This window comes from Arthrobacter sp. UYCu512 (assembly GCF_040547075.1).
Taxonomy (GTDB): Bacteria; Actinomycetota; Actinomycetes; order Actinomycetales; family Micrococcaceae; genus Arthrobacter.
Genome location: NZ_JBEPPA010000009.1, coordinates 136,350 through 154,722, shown reverse-complemented (window position 1 = coordinate 154,722; position 18,373 = coordinate 136,350). Strand labels below are relative to the sequence as shown.

Here is an 18,373-nt window from a genome sequence, read left to right as displayed (position 1 = left end):
GAAGGGCTCAGTCAGTAGGAGAGGGCACGGTCCAGTGCCTCAAGGATCCGGTCGATGTCCGGCAGGTAGTCTTCCTCCACCTTGGCCACCGGGTAGGGCATGTGGAAGCCGCCGACGCGGATCACAGGCGCCTCGAGGGAGTGGAAGGCGCGCTCACTGACCCGGGCCGCGATTTCGCCGCCGATGCCGCCGAAGGTGGGAGCCTCGTGGGCCACAATCAGCCGGCCGGTCTTCTTAACGGAGTCCGTGACGGTGTCGAAGTCGATTGGCGAAATGGAACGGAGGTCGATCACCTCGACGCTGTGACCGTCCTCGGCGGCGGCATTGGCGGCCGCGAGGGCCACCGGCACCAGCGGGCCGTAGACAACCACTGTGGCGTCCGTGCCCTCGCGGAGGACATGGGCCTTAAACGGGTCTGCGGAGGCGCCGGGGGAACCGGTGTCGACCTCGCCCTTGAGCCAGTAGCGGCGTTTGGGTTCGAAAACAATCACAGGGTCCTGGCACTCGACTGCCTGCTGGATCATCCAGTAGGCGTCGTGCGGGTTCGACGGGGTGATGATGCGCAGTCCGGCGGTATGGGCGAACAATGCCTCCGGGGACTCCGAGTGGTGTTCGATCGAGCCGATGCCGCCGCCATAAGGGATCCTGATGACAACGGGTACCGTCAGGTTGCCGTTGCTGCGGGCACGCATTTTGGCCAGCTGCGTGGTGATCTGGTTGAAGCCCGGAAAGACGAACCCGTCGAACTGGATTTCACAGATGGGCAGGTACCCGCGCAGGGACAACCCGATCGCGGTACCTACGATGCCGGACTCCGCCAGCGGGGTGTCCACCACGCGGTCGGCACCGAATTCGGCGATCAGGCCGTCGGTGACGCGGTATACGCCGCCCAGGGGCCCAATGTCCTCGCCCATCAGCAGTGACCGGGGGTGGTCCGTCAACGTTGCTCGGAGGCCTTCATTGATGGCCTTGGCAATGGTCATGGTGGTCATCAGTTGGCACCTTCTGCCGGGGCCGCCGAATCGTCGGCGAAGCCTGCGCTGTACTCCTCGAACCAGGCCAGTTCCTCGGCCACCAGCGGGTGGGCTTCCACGTAGGTGTTGGCGAAGGCGGTCCGGATGTCAGGGGTTTCCAGGTCGTGGGTGGTTTTTCGGACATACGCGGCGAGATCGTCGCCGTCGGCCTTGACCTGAGCGAAGAATGCCTCGTCGGCGAAGCCTTCTGCGCGCAGGTACTTCTCCAGCCGTTCCAGCGGATCCTTGGCCCGCCACCGGCTTTCCTCGGCTGATTCCCGGTACTTCGTGGGATCGTCAGCCGTGGTGTGCGCGCCGACACGGTAGGTAAACGCCTCGATCAACACCGGGCCCTCGCCCTGGCGGGCACGTTCCAGCGCCCACTCGGTCACGGCATGGACGGCGATCACGTCGTTACCGTCCACCCGGATGCCCGGGAACCCGTAGCCTTTGGCCCGGTCGGCCAGCGGGACTCGGGTTTGCACGGAACTAGGGACGGAGATCGCCCAGTGATTGTTCTGGCAGAAAAAAACGACGGGGGCCTTATACGAGGATGCGAAGACCATGGATTCATGGACGTCGCCTTCGGAGCTGGCGCCGTCGCCGAAATAGACCATAACGGCCGCCTTGGGCTCCGGAACCTGCGACGTTGCCCCGTTCGCTGTTGCGGCGGCCGCCGCGAACTTCTGGTCGCGCTGGATTCCCATTGCGTAGCCGACCGCGTGCGGAGTCTGCGCGGCGAGGACAAGTGTGTAGAGATGAAAGTTGGTGTCCTTGGGGTTCCAGCCACCGTTGGACACCCCGCGGAACTGTCGCAGCAGCTCGGCAAGATCCACGTTGCGGGTCAGGGCGACGCCGTGTTCGCGGTAGGTGGGGAAGATGTAGTCCTGTGGCTGGCTGGCCCTGCCGGAGCCGATCTGGGCGGCTTCCTGACCGGTGAGGGGAACCCAGAGGGCCAGCTGGCCCTGGCGTTGCAGCGCAGTCGCCTCGACGTCGAAGCGGCGGATTTTCGCCATATCGGCGTAGAAGCCGCGCAGTTTTTCCGGGTCGAGCCGCTCGGCGTATTCCGAGTAGACGGGATCCGAGCCGAGCGTGCCGTCGGGGGCGAGCAACTGCACCATCGGCTCATCCGGGTCCCCCCCGTGGGCTTCGGCTTCAGCCTCGAGCTGATCCTCAATGTCGGTTCCGTCGAACTCGGTAGAGGGCAGATGTGTGGCGCCCATACCGTCTCCTTGCTTGCCGCATCCGAATGCGTCGCAATCGCTGGGATATATGCCCTGCCGGTTATGCATTCCCGGGCCGGCATATATTTTGGCTTACTGGTCCTAACTTTATCCTCAGCCGGCCAGCCTCGGCCGTTATGTTAAGCGCTAGGAACGCCGTGGCGGTTTTGTATAGATCGCACAGAGCTCAAGGAACCGGGTATTGGCGTCGGCTTCGCCGATGCTGACCCGCACACCCTCGTTGGCGAAGGCCCGGACGGAGAGGGCCCGCTCCCCTGCCAGGGCGGCAAATTCGGTGCTGTCGGGACCGAGGTCGAGCCACACGAAGTTGCCCTGCGCCTCCGGCACGAACCAGCCCAGCGACCGCAGCCCGGCCGTGACCCGGTCACGTTCGTCCACAATGCTTTGTACCCTTTCTACAACATCACCGAAGTGCTGCAGCGATGCCACGGCAGCTGTTTCGGCGATCTGGGAGACCGCGAACGGGGTGGCGGCTACGCGCAGGTGCTGCGTGAGCTCGGGGTGGGACACGCTGTACCCAACGCGCAGCCCGGCGAGGCCGTGGGCCTTTGAAAACGTCCGCAAGACAACAACGTTGGGGTACTTCCGGTACATTTCGATGCCGTCGACGGCGTGCTCGTCGCGGACGAACTCCTGGTAAGCCTCATCGATGACCACCAGGACATCCGAGGGTATCCGGTTGATGAAACGTTCGGTGTCCGCGGTGGTCAGGATCGGCCCGGTGGGGTTGTTTGGGGTGCAGAGCAGGATCATCCGGGTCCGGGCCGTCACCGCTGCGGCCATGGCGTCGAGATCGTGGCGTCCCTCACCGGTCAGCGGGATCCTGACGCTGTCTGCGCCGGCCAGGCCGACGCAGATCGGATAGGCCTCGAAGGAGCGCCAGGCGTAGATGACCTCGTCGGGCTTGCCGTCGTCGTTCTGCCCCGCGAAGGTCGTCAGGAGCTGGTTTAGCGCGCCGAGGCTGCCGGCTCCGGTGACGATGTCCTCCGCTGGAACGCCAAGGAACGCAGCGAGGGCGCCGCGCAGCTTGCTGCTCAAAGGATCCGGGTAGCGGTTGAAATCGGTCTGCGCTGCGATGGCCTGCTGCACTGCAGGAATCGGTGGCAGCGGGTTTTCATTGGAGGAAAGCTTGTAGCTGACCAGGCCTTCGACGGGGACTGGCGGCTTGCCGGCCGCGTAGCGGGGAAGGAGGTCTACCACCGGACGTGGCTTGATGCCCCCGGCCGGGTTATCTGATGAAGTCATACCAACAGCCTACGTCGGGTCTTTGCCGCGGGTGGGAGATACGGCCCCTGCCCGTGCCGCCGGGCTTATGACAGCATGGGGCCATGCGCTCCTTCATCGTACGCGTCATCATCAATGCCCTGGCCCTGGGAATCGCTTGTTGGATCCTCACCGGCCTGAACATTTCCACCGCAGGCGACGACACCCTCAGCATCGTCCTGGGCTACCTGTTCATCGGCCTGATCTTCGGCGTTGTCAACGCGGTCGTCAAGCCGATCGTCAGCCTCCTGTCATTGCCGATCACCATCCTGACCGTGGGCCTTTTCACCGTGGTCATCAACGCCGGAATGCTCTACCTGACGTCCTGGATCAGCAGCTACACCGCTGTGCATTTCACGATTGATACCTTCTTCTGGACAGCGGTTTTGGCCGCCCTTGTAATCAGCGCAGTGTCGCTCCTTGCGAGTGCCCTCCCCGCGCTCGACCGCTAGGAAGTCTGCGCGAACCCATCGGCCGGGCCTGCGCAGGCTAGGCCGCTGGCCGTTGGGTTGCCGGTCCCGTGACTTCCCCGGGGTTGCGCCGCGGCCCCGGAGCCATCGGCGCCGAGCGCCGAGGCGATGGCATAGCCTCGCGCCGGAGGGAGAACCGAGTCACCGCGGCGGGTCCGCCCGCGCCAACCACTGCCGCGAGCGCGGCTGTGGAAGCCTGCAGCGAGGGATCCCGGCTGACCGCGATGTCTCGGGCACCCTCGGCATAACGTCCCAGGTCGTGGCCCGGCCCCAGGCCCGGACCCAGCCATTCAGGTGCGGGAATCGGGCTGGTTAGCGTGACGGTCACCCGTTCCTTCGTGTCGGGGTTGGGCACTCCGTCCGCCCCGGGGACCCAATCCTGAACATGTTCCAGGTGCAGACTGCTGGCACCGCCGGCAAGTTCAATCCCGCCCACCGGGGAACCTGCCGTGAGCACAAACTTCAGCTCGTAGGCGGCCAGGAATGCCTTGTCCCGGCCAAGGTTCATGGCGTGGATACCACCCTGGCTGTAGCCGACGGCGGCCACCTGGTCTCCTGCCCCGGCGCCCGCCGCTGCCAGTGCCTGCCGGATGGCCGCTGCAGTCCCGGCCGAGTCGTACCCCAAGGCCTCAGCGATGCCTGCCGTGTCAAACGGGTTGGTCCCCTGCTGGGGCCCATCCACCTGTGTTCCGGGGATGATCACCACCCATGCCGGGTGGCCGTTGTCCTGCATGCGGAGGATCTCGATATCACCGCTGTTGCGGCCGATTGCCCCGGCCCGCAGCAGCAGTCCGGCCGGTGAGACGTCGACATCCTCCGTCCACGTTTCGCTGGCCGCGATGTGCACGGGTCGGGGCCGCAGGAACTCCAGGCCCGGGACGGCCGCCAAACCGCGGATGGCAGAGCGGACACCGGCCCCGTCGCCGGAACCGCCTGCAACGGCGGGGCCCGCCGGTAGCCCAAGCAGCAGCGCCAGCCTCCCGGGGGCCATAGCCACCTCGTCCTCCACCGTGTCGCGGAGGGTGATGGGAGGCAGACCGGCCAGCCCCCACAGCGGGAGGAAGCCCGGGCCGCTTCGGCCGATCCGCAGCAGCAAGGCGTTCCGGGCTTCGGCGAACTCATACTCACGGTGGCTCGCCCGGACCTCGCGGCAAAGCCGTTCCAATCCGATCCGGACTTGGCCCACGGCCCGGGCACCTTCCCCGACCGCGAGGATTGGCTGGCTGCCGTAGGCGTGCGGGTCGGGCTGGTACGGCAGCAGCGCGCGGCGTACCCTGCCTGTTTCCGCTTCCGCCTCCGCCAGCTCCCCGGCGATCCTCTCGAGTGCCGATGCTCCCGCCAGTAACTCCTCAAACTGGAAACTGAGCCCGCCCACGCCGCCACGGATCTGCAGCGTTCCATCCACCGGGGCAGCCGGGACAGGCGCTGCCCCGGAACCGTCCGGCGGGGCCCCGGCCATCAGTAGCCTGGCCGTCCCTGGGCCACCGCCACGCTCCCGGCATGCCGAAGCACTGCGGCCACGGCATCGTGCAATGCAATCCGGCCGTGGCGCAGGGACGCGGCCTGCACGGACAGCGCCGTCCGGTAGGCCCGGCCGGCCGGGGACTGCCAGCTTTGCAGTTCCAGCCTGACCAGATCCGCGAGCGCGGCGTCGGCGCGGTCGGCGCAGCCAGCCAGCCGGGCAGCAAGCTGCTGAACCTCATAACTGCGTGATGCGCACGCCTCGGCCTCCGCGGCCAACAAGGCCCCGGAGGATGTGCCGCCCGCACCAACGCTGATTCCGGCTGTCCCGCTGTCCATAACACCGACGCTAGGGACCCCGGTGAGCACCCGAAAGCCCCCCGCGGCGCCATGTGGACAACCGCCGGTGAAGGCGGCGCCGGGGAGGGGGAAGCTGCCGGAAGTCACATGGTTCAGCACACTTAAAGCCCGGCACGACTTCGTGAAAGAATCGGAGCATGCCTGAAACTGCCGCCACAGCCGATACCCGCACGCCGTCCGGACGCCTGGCCCTCGCCGACTCCCCACAACAGATCGCGCTCGGCCCGCTGGACGGCCGGTACCAGTCCGCCGTCGCGCCGCTGGTCGACTACCTGTCCGAGGCCGCCCTGAACCGTGACCGGGTCGCCGTCGAGGTTGAATGGCTGATTCACTTGACCGGCAACAACGTGCTGCCGGGCGCCGGCCCCCTGAGCGCGGCGCAGCAGGAGAAGCTGCGCGCTATCGTCACCGAATTCGACGCCGGTTCAATCACGGAACTGGCGGACATCGAAGCCGTCACGGTGCACGACGTCAAGGCCGTGGAGTACTACATCGGCCGCCGCCTGCCCGGGATCGGCATCGAGGACCTGACGGCCATGGTGCACTTTGGCTGCACCTCCGAGGACATCAACAACCTCTCCTACGCCCTCGGCATCAAGGGCGCCGTCGAGGACGTCTGGCTGCCCGCCGCCCGCAAGCTCGTTGCGCAGATCAGCGCCATGGCCGAGGAGAACCGGTCCGTGCCGATGCTCTCGCGCACGCACGGCCAGCCGGCAACTCCCACCACGCTCGGCAAGGAACTTGCCGTTATCGCGCACCGCCTGACCCGGCAGCTGGACCGCATCGCCCGGACCGAATACCTCGGAAAAATCAACGGCGCGACCGGCACCTACGCCGCCCATGTCGCCTCCGTACCCGGTGCCGACTGGCAGCACGTTGCCAAGAGCTTTGTTGAGGGCCTGGGCCTGAGCTGGAACCCGCTGACCACCCAGATTGAAAGCCACGACTGGCAGGCGGAGCTGTACGCCGACGTCGCGCGGTTTAACCGGATCCTGCACAACGTTTGCACAGACATCTGGAGCTACATCTCAATTGGCTACTTCGTGCAGATTCCGGTCGCGGGAGCCACCGGATCCTCCACCATGCCGCACAAAGTCAACCCGATCCGCTTCGAAAACGCCGAGGCCAACCTGGAGATCTCCGCCGGGCTGCTGGACGTCCTGGGATCCACCCTGGTCACTTCCCGCTGGCAGCGGGACCTCACGGATTCCTCTTCGCAGCGCAACATTGGTGTGGCGTTCGGCCATTCGCTGCTGGCCATCTCCAACGTCGCGAAGGGCTTGGACCGGCTCAAGGTCGCCGAAGAGACGCTGGCCGCGGACCTCGACACCAACTGGGAAGTCCTGGGTGAGGCCATCCAGATGGTGATGCGGGCGGAAGCGATCGCCGGCGTGGAAGGGATGGAAAACCCCTACGAGCGGCTCAAGGACCTGACCCGCGGGCAGCGAGTCGACGCGGCCCGGATGCAGGAGTTTGTGCAGAGCCTGGGCCTGTCCCCCGACGCCGAAGCCCGGCTGCTCGCGCTGACCCCCGGCAAGTACACCGGAATCGCGGACCAGCTGGTGGACCACCTGGCATGAGGCTCCTGCTCATCCGCCACGGCCAGACCCCCGGGAACGTCCTGGGACAACTGGACACCGCCCACCCGGGTCCAGGGCTGACCAAGCTCGGCGAGCGGCAGGCAGCCGCCCTGGCGCGGTCGCTGGCGCATGAGCAGATCGAGCTGCTGTTCGCCTCGACCCTGATCCGCACCCAGATCACGGCTGCGCCGCTGTCGACCGTCCGCGGCCTGGAGATCGAGGTGCTGGCGGGGCTGCAGGAGATCGAGGCAGGGGCGTTGGAGAAGCTCACCGACAAGGAATCTCACCTGCGTTACCTCACTACTGTGTTTGAGTGGGCGGCCGGGGAACTGGACCGCAGGATGCCGGCCGGACCCAGCGGGCACGAGTTCTTCGAGCGCTATGACGCCTCGATCGCACGGATCGCCGACGCGGCCGCGGCGAGCGGCGGCGCCGGGGCGGTGGCCGTGGTCAGCCACGGCGCCGCGATCCGGGCTTGGGCAGGGCGCCGGGCCGCGAACGTGGCGCCGGACTTCGCCGCACGCCATGTCCTCGCCAACACCGGGATCGTGGCGCTGGAAGGGGACCCCGACGCCGGCTGGCGGCTCATCCATTGGGACGACAGTCCCGTGGGCGGCCTGGCCCTGGCGGATCCGACGGCGGAAGACCCCACCGGCCGCCCCCGCTAACGAAATTCTTCGAACCCTAACGCGCAGGAAACACTGCCGAAACCGGCACTGCCTAGCCTTGATCTGCATAACCCTTCGGCGAAGCGAGGAAGCCATGCAGACCAACCCGCGGCTCAACATCCGGCAGGTCACTTGGGCCAACCCGGTGGGTGCGGATCTCCGCGCCGCCCAGCAGGCCGAACTCGATGCCCGCTTCGGCCGGGATGACCACGAACCCGGCCCGCCGCCGTCCGAGGCGGACACGGCCGTGTTCCTGGTCGCCCACGACAAGGCCTCCGGCCAGCCGGTGGGCTGCGGCGGCCTGCGCATCCTCGATGCGCACACCGCCGAGATCAAACGGCTCTATGTACTCCCATACACCCGCGGCTCCGGGGTGGCCAGCTCCATCCTTGCGGCACTGGAAGCGCAGGCCCATTCCCTGGGCATCATTTCCATCACCGCGGAGGCAGGCTCGGTCCAGACCGACGGCCGGCAATTCTACGAAAACTCCGGCTTCGTCCCGGTGCCGAACTTCGGCCCGTACGTCGGCGTGGAGCACTCGTATTGTTATGCGAAGGGCATCGACTCGCACACCGCCGCGCACACCGCCATGGCCTGAGCCGCGTCCCGCGCCGAAGCAGGGCGCGTCGGACAGGACGGCTAATGCGCGCCCGGCCAGCCGGTGTACGCCTCGGCGAGGTAGGCACGCCCGTGGCGCGATGCCACCAGCGAGTTGAGTTCGCCGAGCTGCCGGGCGCGGGCGAAATCGTCGGCCCCCACGGGGGTGTGCAGCATGGACGTCATCCAGTAGGAGAACTGCTGGGCCTTCCAGACCCGGTCCAGGGCCCGGTCGCTGTAAGCATCCAGGAGCACGGAGTTACCTGAGGTATAGAAGCTGTCGAGGCCCTCGAACAGCACCTTGACGTCATGCAGCGCCAGGTTCAGGCCCTTGGCGCCGGTCGGCGGGACCGTGTGGGCGGCGTCGCCGGCGAGGAAGAGCTTGCCGTGCCGCATCGGTGCGTGCACAAAGCTGCGGAACTTCAGGACCATCTTGTCGATGACCGGGCCCTCCTTAAGCTCAAAGCCGTTGCCGTTGACCCGGCTGCGGAAGGCGTCCCAGATCCGGTCGTCGCTCCAGTTGTTGACGTCCTCGTTCGGATCGCACTGGAAATACATCCGCTGGACAGTTTCGGTCCGCTGGCTGATTAGGGCAAAGCCGTTCTCGGAGTTGGCGTAAATCAGTTCATCGGAACTGCGCGGAGCCTCGGCCAGGATCCCGAACCAGGCGAAGGGATACTCGTGGAAATACCACGTGCGCTGCGCCTCCGGAATCTGGAAGCGGCTGTGGCTGCGCGAGCCGTCCGCGCCTACGATGAAGTCCGCCTGCAGCTCCCAGTCCACTCCCTCGGCATCGGTGAACCAGACCCTCGGCTTGCTCTCCAGGTCGTGGATGGTGCTGTCGGTGACGCCGTAGCGGACATCGCCGCCGTCGCTCTGGCGACGGGCGGCGAGATCGAGGAAAACATCGGTCTGGGGATAGAGCCAGACCGACTCCCCAACGAGGTCCTGGAAGTCGATGCGGTGGCTCTCGCCGTTGAAGCGCAGTTCGATCCCGTCATGCCGGTCGCCGTCGCGCAGGACGCGGTCCGAGACGCCGCTGTCCACGAGCATATTCACGGAACCGTGTTCCAGGATGCCCGCACGGACGGTTTCCGAGATTTCCTGGTGGCTGCGGATCTCTATCACGGTGGATTCGATTCCCTGTTTGGCCAGCAGGTGCGAGAGCATCAGCCCTGCCGGGCCGGCGCCCATGATCGCGACCTGGGTGGTGATGACTCTGCGCTGTGCCATGTTGTCCTCGCTTCGTTGCGGGGCCCGGGCTGCTGGGCGTCCGGGGCCGGATGTTCTCTCTGGCTACAGTGTGCGCCCGGACACGTGACCGGCGTTACAGAAATTCCGCTGAATGGAATTGAGACGTCGTCCCTGCCGGCGAAAGCTGCCGTCCGATCCCGCGGGCGGCCGTCTGAAGGGCAGGAACCAGCGCCTGCAGACGCATTTCACGCAGCGGCACAACCACGCCGAGCGCCGCGACAGTGCGGTTCCTCGCATCACGCACGGGGACTGCAATCCCCCACGTGTCCGGGTCCACAACTCCGGCCAGCTGCGCAAAACCGTGGCCGGCCGTCTCCTCAAGCAGGCTCCGGAGTTCCTCCCGCCGGACCCTGCCGGCAGGATCGTTGAACTGCTCAAGATACCCGGCCTGGACCTCGGCCGGCTGGTTTGCCATCAGTGCCATCCCGGCAGAGGAAACGTGCACCGGCATACGGCCTGCGATCTGCGCCCGGTTCGCGACGGAGCCGCGGCGGGAGAGCCGCTCGACGAACAGCGCTTCCCAGCCCTCCAGCACGGCCAGGTTCACGTTCTGGTTAAGCACCTGCTGAATGTCCTCCATAAACGGCATGGCCGCCTGGCGGAGGGCCACGGTGGGCGAATTCCGGTTCACCAGCTCCCACAGGCGCAAGCCCAGCCGGACGGAACCGCCGCTGCCCACATCCAGGAGTCCATGTCCGGCGAGCTGCCTCACCAGCCGGTGGGCGGTGCTCGGCGGCAGGCTGGCCCGCTGCGCCAGCTCGGAGAGCGGGAGAACTGTGACGCCGGCGGGGAAGGCTGCTATCAGCCGCACCACACGGTCCACCACGGAGTCCCCGGTGCCGGAGTTAGCCATGGACTCCTCTTCCGCTGAATGGATTCTGCTTCCACTCTACGCCGCAGGCCCCGGTGCCGTCCGGGGCCGGGACACCCGGAACCGCCCCTACAAGGCCCGGTTGAGGCTTCGCCGCAGCAGCCAGGTGCCCAACAGGAGCAGTGCCGCGGCCATTCCCGCGAGGACCCCCAGCTGCGGCAGGATATCCGCCAGGGTGCCGTCACGGCGCTGGATGGCCGCGAACGCCTCATAGGCCCAGCGGTGCGGCGTGGCGAAGGAGACCGCGGCCAGCGCTTCCGGGAAGAACTCCGGCGGAACCATACAGCCCCCCAGTCCGCCGAGGACCAGTCCGCCGCCCACCCCCACGCCGGCGGCCGCGGTGTCGTTGTCCATCACCGAGCCCACCGTCATCGCAGCTGCTGCGGACACGGCGCAAAAGATCACCAGTACCAGCGCCGACAGCCATAGATTGCCCCAGTCGACGCCGAACAGCAGCGCGGTGCCGGCCATGATAAAACCGCCTTGGACGGAGGCGATGGCAAACCGCCCCAGGGCCTGCCCGGCGACGATCTGGCCACTGGAAACCGGGGCGGACATCACCCGGCCCACCACCCCGAACCGGCGTGCCTGGATGAGGGTGGCCGCACCGGTCAGGGAGCTGAGGAACACAAAAAGCAGCAACTGCTGCGAGGCGCCGAGATCGAACCTGCCCAGCCCGCGGAACTCCTGCGCAACGTCGTTGGTATTAACGATCTCCGCGGTCGGCGCCGCTATCTGCACGGCGGCCTGGTCCAGGGCCGTCCGGGCCCGCTCGGCCGGGATGCCGGCGCCGGTCAGGGCGGCGAGCTGGCTGCGCTCCAGGCCGGCTGCCAGCACGGCGGTGCGGACCTGCTGCATAACGGTCAGCGCGGAGGACTGCGAGGCCATCACGACGTCGAGCTCCGTTGGCCGTCCGGCGTCGAACGCCGCCGCGTCGGAGTTATCCAGGAACACCCCGACGTCGGTGCGTCCGCGGCTGAGGTCCGACCTCGCCGCGTCCGCCCCCGTTGTTGAGACCGCCACGCCCGCTGACTGGAGCTCCGCGGTCAGGGCCCGGGAAAGTTCGCTGGCGGGACCTGAGATAGTCACCCTGGCCTGGCCGCTGCCGGCCCCGAATTGCGAACCAAGCAGCAGGATCAGCATAAGGGGGAAAACGAAGACAAAAAAGATGTTCGACTTGTCGCGCAGGAAGCGCCGGAGTTCCACAGTGGCGATCGCGATCACGGCGCTCATGCCTGCGCCCCCCGGTCCGGCAAAACCCTTGAGAGCAGCAGCCCCGCAGCGGCGAAAGCAAGCATAACGGCGATCGGCCCCGTCACGTCGCCGAGGCTCCCGCCGCCGGCGGAGATCCCGAGCCCCCGAATAAACGCGCCGATCGGGTTGAGGTCCAGCAGCGTTGCGGCGAACCCGGTGCCCTGGACCGGGAAAAACGCTCCACCGGCGATTCCCAGCACCATGGCAAGGACGGACTGCGCCGCGTTGGCCTGTTCAGCCGTCCGGACCACCCGCGCGACAACAAACGTCAGGCTGGTCGCGGCGGTCACGACGCTGAGGATCAGGGCGGCCACCACCAGCGGCGAGCCGAAGGAGACGCCGAACAGCAGGGAACCGGCAGTGAGCAGGACAGTTGTGGCAAGCACGCCCAGGATAAAGCCGGTGCAGGCCTTCGCCGTGATGATCATCAAGCCGGAGACCGGCATCGACCGCAGCCGGGCCAGTGTCCCTTGCTCCCGTTCCGCCAGCAGCCCCAGCACGCCGAACCCGACGGTGAACATCAGGAAGAGCCCGGCCTGCCCCCCCACCAGTGTGCCGCGCAGCGAGAGTTGCTCCGCGGCGGCTTTCCCTTCGGTCAGGGTGAGTAACTGCGGTCCGTCCACGGCCTGCCGGGCAAGCGCTGCGAGATCCTGGTCCGGCAGCCCGGACAGGCCGCCGGCGGCCGCTGTCACCGTTCCGGCGGCGAACTGGTCCAGGACCCCCTTGACGGCGGTGATCAGCACTGAGGTTTCCAGCGACCCGTTGTTGCCCTCGACCAGCTGGACCGGCGCGGCCTGCCCGGTGAGCACCGCATTGCTGAAGCCCTCGGGAATGATGATGCCGAGGTCGGCGCCGGTGGCCTTCGTTTCGCTGCGGACATCTGCCGCCGGGACCCGTTTGATGGTCACGTCCATGATCTCGAGTGCATCGACGGCGCTGAGCAAAACGGACCCCAACTGGTCGGCGTCGTCCGCGCTGGCGACCACGGTAGCCGGCTTCAGGTCAACGGTGTCCTCGCCGAGGCCACCAAAGACCAGGCTCAGCACTCCCATCAGTGCGAGCGGGACGATGAGGGAAAAGATGAATACGCTCTTGTCCCGGACTCGCTGGCGGAGGTCGTTCGCGACCATGGCCCACAGACCCCGCATCTCAGTCCCTCAGCGCTTTGCCGGTCAGGTGCAGGAAGACGGACTCGAGGTCCGGCCGGACGATTTCCACGGATGTTACCGACATCCCGGCGCTGGCGGCGCCGGTGACGATTCCCGCGAGCGCTGTGGGGCCGTCGCTGACAGTCAGCATCAGTCCGGCCCCGTCGTTGTCGACATGCTGCACGGCGGGCAATTCCCGGAGGACCTCCGCCGCCCGCGCCATGCTGCCGTCGCCGCGAAGATTAATCCGGTCCACGCCGCCGGTGAGCGTGATCAGTTGCTCCCGCGTGCCCTCTGCCTGAATCCGGCCTTCGTCAATGATCGCGATCCGGTCACAGAGCCGCTCGGCTTCCTCCATGTAGTGGGTTGTGTAGAGGACCGCCATGCCGTCGACCGAGAGTTTCTCCACGGACTCGAGAATGGCGTTGCGGGACTGCGGATCCACCCCGACGGTCGGCTCATCCAGGATCAGCAGGGTGGGACGGTGGAGCAGTCCGATGCCGATGTTCAGCCGGCGCTTCATACCGCCGGAATACTTCTTGGTCTGGTCGCCGGCCCTGTCGGCGAGACCTATCAGCTCCAGCACTTCGTTGGTGCGCTGGGTGAGGCGGCTGCCGGTGAGACCCTGCAGCCGGCCGAAGAATTTCAGGTTTTCCCGGGCCGTCAGGTCCGGGTAGATGGCCAGTTCCTGTGGGACCAGGCCAATGTTCCGCTTGGCCTCCGTCCGGGACGGATCCATCTCCTGGCCGGCCACCCGGACGGTTCCTTCGTTGGCGGCGATCAGGCCCGCGACCATCGAGATGATTGTCGTTTTCCCGGCGCCATTGGGTCCCAGCAGCCCGAAGGTTTCGCCGGCACCGATGTGGAAGGAGACGCCGCCGACGGCGGTGAGCTCCCCATAGCGTTTGACCAGTCCGCTGACGTCAAGCACGTCCCGGATTTGCGCCTGTGCGGCTTCCACCAGCAACCCCCGTAGCCTAGTTCTCCTCCAGACTAGCCTCCCGGTTGCACAAGGCACCGGACAGAGACCTTAGACCCGGAGCCTTGTCCGGCCCGGGGCACCGACAGTACCCGGCCAGCGGGGCTGCCGGAGTCGAAGACGGCGCCGCACCGTCGGGGCCAGCACAACGGCGACCCCGACGGCGGCTCCAATGACGGTTTTCGATGATCCGGTCGCGCAACAGTATGCCCGGTGCCGAGGGAGCCACCAGGAGGGTCGAAAGCAGGGCCAGCGGGGTCACGAAGATCTGGGCCAGCCCGTAGTGGCGGGCAATGAACATCTCCGCGCCGAACTGGCAGGCGGCGATCACCAGAACGGTCTGCCAGGGTGCGGGCTGCAGGAGCAGGATCCCGGCCAGGAGTACCAGCCCGATCGCGGTGCCAACGATTCTTTGCAGCCCGCGGCTTACCCGGTGCCGGGTGGTGTGGCCCACGAGCGGGACTACGGCGGCCACCATTGCCCAGTAGTTGTGGCCAACGCCCAGAAGCTGTCCAACCAGCGTTGCGAGGGTTCCGGCCAGGCCCGCCGCCACAAGGGAGCATCAGTGCACCGGCCTTCAGCTGCAGCCCGCAGCGCCTGGCCTGCGGTTCATTACGGCCGTAAATCCCGGTGAAAGCGCCGAAGGACGCGAAGATCGCCAGATCCAGGCGGTCCAGGAACACCAGCGTGATCAGCGGGACAAAAACACCGATGGCGCAACGCACGGCGGTCTGGTGGTCCTTGTTGCCGGGCGCAATGCTGAACAGCTCGGCAAGCATTTTCACGGGTTGGCGGCACCTTTCCAGCAGTCCATTGGTTACGACGGCGGCGCTGGCAGCCAGGAGCGATGCTACGCCGGACGGTCCTGGAACCGGCTTTCCCAGCCGTTCAATGGAACCTCGCCGGGAAGTGATAACGTCTACCGGTTGATCCCCCGCGCCCGCGGGACGGCGCACAGATTTTTTTTATCTCACAGCACACCGGAGGACCCATGCTCAGAGGATTCAAGGACTTCATCCTGCGCGGCAACGTGATCGAACTGTCCATCGCCGTCGTTGTTGGCACTGCATTTACAGCCCTCGTCGGCGCGTTCACCTCAAACATCGTGAACCCCATCATTGCTGCGGTCGGCGGAGTCGAAACAGACGGGCTCGGATTCCACATCTGGCCGGGAAACGAGAAGACCTTTGTTAACTTTGGCGGGGTCATCACGGCGTTCGTCACGTTTATGATCACCGCGGGGGTCGTCTACTTCCTCTTTGTGGCTCCGATGAACCGGATCAACCGCCTGGTCAAGAAGCGCCTCGCAACCGCGGAGCCGGAAGAGAAAGCGCTCCCGGCGGACACCGCCCTGCTCGCCGAAATCCGTGACCTGCTGGCGCAACTCGCCGGCCCGGCGCAGGGTCTGCCGTCCGGCCACGGTCCGGCACGGATCGGCGAACCGGGACACGTAAAATGAGGCGGCGGGAAATTGCCGCCGGCCGGCGTCCGGCCCGAAAACAGCCGTTTCCGGGCTCAGCGGCGGTGTCTGCGCCCAGCCGCCCGTAACGGCTGGGCTGTTCCCGTGCCCCCGGTCAGCCCGCCGCCCCGGCGGCACCCGCTTGGCGGCTACTGGCGTCACGTTCCCACACTGCCGGGTGCGCGGCGAGGCGGCGGCCCGCCAGGGCAAATCCCAGATATACCGAGGCGTTGACGGCGGAGAACGGGCCACGGATGGTACGAACTACCTGGGCCAGTGTTTGGGCCGCCGTACTGTGGCTTCTGCCCTGTTCGGCGTTGCCCCGGTATATGCGGTGCAGCACGGCCACTTGATCCTTGGGCGTTTTCGGCGGACAAATAACTACCGGTTCCACGTCCAGAACGGCCTTTTCCGCCGGCTCAAAGAGACGGTCCACGAATAGATCATCTGCGGTGAGTTCAGGGAATTTCAGGAACCGCCCCCGCCCTTCTTTGGACAGTCCGTAAACACCCCCGCCCCAGAGCCCCGTCTGGGTCGCGGGCAGATTCAGCCGTGTGCAGTAGTACGAGTGGATGAGCGGGTGCGCGTCCTGAAGGTCGAGGCGGGCGGCGGGACGGGCGGCCAGAATGCGCCCGGAGAGCAGCGTATTGAGGACGGCCCGCACGGTGCCGGCGCTGATCTGCACATCCGCATCGAGGTACAGCCGCGGCCAGTGCGAGGCGATGGCGTCCCCGGCATTCAGAGCGGCCGTCTTGGACGGCTGCTCCAATTCCAGTACCTTCACGCCCTCGAATCGTCCGGCGATGGCTGCGGTCTCATCGCCACAACCGTTGCAGGCCACGATGACCTCCAGCTGGTCTTTCGCAGCCAGCCGGGCCAGCGGCGCTAAGGTCCGCGCGATCACGGCCGCTTCATTGTGCGCCGGAATGATCACCGAACCGTGCGGGAAAGCCCCGGCGTCCGCGTCCTCGCCCGCGCTTTTTCCCGGTCCCGGCAGGGCAGTCCAACTGCCCTCGTTGAGTACCGTCCGCAGCACGCCGCGGCGATCGGGCTTCCATAGGCGCAGGACTTCAGAGAGCACAACGGCGCCGCGGAACACGGCGGCGTAGGCGCCGGAATGGTATTTGCGGATGTAGCGGACACGGTTGACGGACAAGAGCGCGTTCAGCTCCGGTGAACTGCCGGAGGCCCCGCCGGTGTGGCGCATAACAGCCTCGGGCTCGTACCAGACGGTTTCACCCATCGTGCGCAGGCTCCGAAAAAAGTCAGTCTCCTCGCTGTAGAGAAAATAGGACTCATCCCACGGCAGGGCATCCGCCAGCGAACGCCGGACCATCAGCGCGGCACCGGTAGCCCAATCCACGGGATGGGGATGGGCGTAGCTTTCCGGCGAGTAGTCAGTTCCGGCGAGCCAGCCGGGCCGGTTGGGCGCGCGGCGGCCCAGCAGCGCGTCGCCCACGGCAGTGGCAATGCTCGGCTCCCGGAAGAGCGAGCGGCTGGCCACCCCCCATTCGTTCACCAGCCGTGGAACCACGGCCCCGGCCTGCGAAGCATTCAGTCGGTGCATCAGGGTCCGGATACTGCCAGGTGCCACCGTTAAATCGGGGTTGAGCACCACCACGGTGGCGGCATCACCGGCCCGCAACATGGCGGCGTTGATGCCGCCGGAATAGCCCAGGTTGCCGCCCGTGCTGAAGGCCTGGACGTCAGGATGGCAGCGGCGCACCACATCCAAGGTGCCATCGCTGGACGAGTTGTCAGCCACAAGAACCCTCAGCCTCAGGTCCGCCGTTTCTTCCCGCAGGGTTTCCAGCAGGCCCTCAACGCACCCTGCGCTGTTGAAGGTCACAATAACAACGACGGCGTCCGCGGCACCCTCCGCTCCGGTGAAGCGGCCCGGAGTCCGCGGCGCAGGGGCCGCATGGGACAGCGAATCCGTGCGGACGGCGGGAACGGCGCTGGACCCTGTCCGCAATGTCAGGTAAGCAGGTGGCCCGTCAACAATGTAACGGCCCGCCAGCCGCCTTGGTTCACGGGCCAGCCGGTATCCCCATTCCAGTCCGTGTTGGCTAAACCATTCAGGCGCGCGCTGAACCCGGTCGGCGAGGAAGTCCACCGCCGCGCCGAAGGCCAGCAGAACGGTTGCCCCGGTAGACGGCCCATACTCGTCTATCCAGAGTTCCTGGCGCGGCTTTCCCAGTCCGACGTAGAGGATCTGGGTGCCCGAATCGGCAATCTCACGGGCAATACGCCCGGACTCCTGCACGGAGGCCAAGTCCTCCCGGCTCGGGGACCACATGCCGCCGAGCTGCAGCGCGGGGTGCTCCTGCGCGATCTTCCGCGCCAACAGCCGCTGATTCGGTGGCGAGCCGCCGAGAAATCCTACCCTCAGCCCAAGCTGCTCTGCCCGTGCCAGGATCGGGGCTGCCAGGTCGCTCCCGGCCAGCCGGGGCCACCGGCGCCCGGTAATACGTTGGGATTGGGAAACCAGGGGTGCCCCGTCCAGGAAATAGAGCCAATCCACCCTGCTTGCCGGATTGGCATGCAAGGTGCCCGACCACCGGCCGCCGGTACCAAAATGGTGCACATGATCGAGGTTGACCGACGCCACCCCCAGCGGAGGATTTCCGCCGCCCTCCCGCACCCTCGCGAGTATCCGCTCTACCGCTGCTTCGGATTCCATCAGGTCTACCGGTGTCCCGCCCAGAATGACCTGGCATATTTCCAGCTTTTCCATGCTGCCTCCTTGCTC

General features: G+C 66.7%; 16 protein-coding genes and 1 pseudogene. 5 read left to right on the top strand and 12 right to left on the bottom strand.

The window, feature by feature from the left end; all coding sequences use genetic code 11:
• Positions 1-11: 11 nt before the first annotated feature.
• From ABIB49_RS11595 to ABIB49_RS11585, 3 genes are all read right to left on the bottom strand, one after another.
• On the bottom strand, positions 12-992 hold the full coding sequence (locus ABIB49_RS11595) for an alpha-ketoacid dehydrogenase subunit beta (protein ID WP_226775650.1): 981 nt from the start codon (positions 990-992) through the stop codon (positions 12-14).
• On the bottom strand, positions 992-2,236 hold the full coding sequence (pdhA, locus tag ABIB49_RS11590) for a pyruvate dehydrogenase (acetyl-transferring) E1 component subunit alpha (protein WP_282360004.1): 1,245 nt from the start codon (positions 2,234-2,236) through the stop codon (positions 992-994). Before pdhA ends, ABIB49_RS11595 begins: the two co-directional genes overlap by 1 nt.
• Positions 2,237-2,383: 147 nt before the next feature.
• Positions 2,384-3,502: a histidinol-phosphate transaminase gene (locus ABIB49_RS11585; RefSeq protein WP_282360005.1), complete on the bottom strand. Its 1,119-nt coding sequence runs from the start codon at positions 3,500-3,502 to the stop codon at positions 2,384-2,386.
• A gap of 83 nt (positions 3,503-3,585) precedes the next feature.
• Here ABIB49_RS11585 and ABIB49_RS11580 point away from each other — a divergent pair, with 83 nt between their 5' ends.
• On the top strand, positions 3,586-3,972 hold the full coding sequence (locus tag ABIB49_RS11580; protein ID WP_282360006.1) for a phage holin family protein: 387 nt from the start codon (positions 3,586-3,588) through the stop codon (positions 3,970-3,972).
• A 37-nt stretch (positions 3,973-4,009) separates the two neighbouring features.
• On the opposite strand, the gene ABIB49_RS11575 is transcribed toward ABIB49_RS11580, so the two are convergent.
• Together ABIB49_RS11575 and ABIB49_RS11570 are read right to left on the bottom strand one after the other, a co-directional pair.
• The gene (locus ABIB49_RS11575; RefSeq protein WP_282360007.1) at positions 4,010-5,449 is read right to left on the bottom strand and encodes a hypothetical protein; all 1,440 of its coding nucleotides are present in this window, start codon (positions 5,447-5,449) and stop codon (positions 4,010-4,012) included.
• Entirely contained in the window at positions 5,449-5,790 is a 342-nt protein-coding gene (locus tag ABIB49_RS11570) for a hypothetical protein (RefSeq protein WP_226775646.1), read from the bottom strand. Before ABIB49_RS11570 ends, ABIB49_RS11575 begins: the two co-directional genes overlap by 1 nt.
• Positions 5,791-5,948: 158 nt before the next feature.
• Between ABIB49_RS11570 and purB the strand changes: the two genes are divergently transcribed.
• From purB to ABIB49_RS11555, 3 genes are all read left to right on the top strand, one after another.
• Complete coding sequence (purB, locus tag ABIB49_RS11565; RefSeq protein WP_226775645.1) at positions 5,949-7,391, top strand: adenylosuccinate lyase; 1,443 nt, start codon at positions 5,949-5,951, stop codon at positions 7,389-7,391.
• Complete coding sequence (locus ABIB49_RS11560) at positions 7,388-8,059, top strand: histidine phosphatase family protein (protein ID WP_226775644.1); 672 nt, start codon at positions 7,388-7,390, stop codon at positions 8,057-8,059. Before purB ends, ABIB49_RS11560 begins: the two co-directional genes overlap by 4 nt.
• A 94-nt stretch (positions 8,060-8,153) precedes the next feature.
• Positions 8,154-8,657, top strand: a complete 504-nt coding sequence (locus ABIB49_RS11555; RefSeq protein ID WP_226775643.1) for a GNAT family N-acetyltransferase — start codon at positions 8,154-8,156, stop codon at positions 8,655-8,657.
• 41 nt (positions 8,658-8,698) lie between these two features.
• Here the strand turns inward: ABIB49_RS11555 and ABIB49_RS11550 are convergent, their stop codons facing one another.
• From ABIB49_RS11550 to ABIB49_RS11525, 6 genes and pseudogenes are all read right to left on the bottom strand, one after another.
• Positions 8,699-9,889 (bottom strand): 4-hydroxybenzoate 3-monooxygenase, encoded by a 1,191-nt coding sequence (locus tag ABIB49_RS11550; protein WP_226775642.1) that lies wholly within the window; start codon positions 9,887-9,889, stop codon positions 8,699-8,701.
• 94 nt (positions 9,890-9,983) lie between these two features.
• Positions 9,984-10,763, bottom strand: coding sequence for an IclR family transcriptional regulator (locus tag ABIB49_RS11545; RefSeq protein ID WP_226775641.1), 780 nt, complete (start codon positions 10,761-10,763; stop codon positions 9,984-9,986).
• Positions 10,764-10,850: 87 nt separating this feature from the next.
• A complete protein-coding gene (locus ABIB49_RS11540) occupies positions 10,851-12,014 on the bottom strand; it encodes an ABC transporter permease (protein WP_282360009.1) in 1,164 nt (387 codons plus the stop codon).
• Positions 12,011-13,165: an ABC transporter permease gene (locus ABIB49_RS11535; RefSeq protein WP_282360010.1), complete on the bottom strand. Its 1,155-nt coding sequence runs from the start codon at positions 13,163-13,165 to the stop codon at positions 12,011-12,013. Before ABIB49_RS11535 ends, ABIB49_RS11540 begins: the two co-directional genes overlap by 4 nt.
• Before the next feature lie 19 nt (positions 13,166-13,184).
• Complete coding sequence (locus ABIB49_RS11530) at positions 13,185-14,144, bottom strand: ABC transporter ATP-binding protein (protein ID WP_282360011.1); 960 nt, start codon at positions 14,142-14,144, stop codon at positions 13,185-13,187.
• A 69-nt stretch (positions 14,145-14,213) separates the two neighbouring features.
• Positions 14,214-14,947: pseudogene (locus ABIB49_RS11525) on the bottom strand (FUSC family protein).
• 206 nt (positions 14,948-15,153) lie between these two features.
• Here ABIB49_RS11525 and mscL point away from each other — a divergent pair.
• Positions 15,154-15,621 (top strand): large conductance mechanosensitive channel protein MscL, encoded by a 468-nt coding sequence (gene mscL, locus ABIB49_RS11520; protein ID WP_226775637.1) that lies wholly within the window; start codon positions 15,154-15,156, stop codon positions 15,619-15,621.
• A 115-nt stretch (positions 15,622-15,736) separates the two neighbouring features.
• On the opposite strand, the gene ABIB49_RS11515 is transcribed toward mscL, so the two are convergent.
• The gene (locus ABIB49_RS11515) at positions 15,737-18,358 is read right to left on the bottom strand and encodes a WecB/TagA/CpsF family glycosyltransferase (protein ID WP_354157076.1); all 2,622 of its coding nucleotides are present in this window, start codon (positions 18,356-18,358) and stop codon (positions 15,737-15,739) included.
• Positions 18,359-18,373 lie beyond the last annotated feature (15 nt).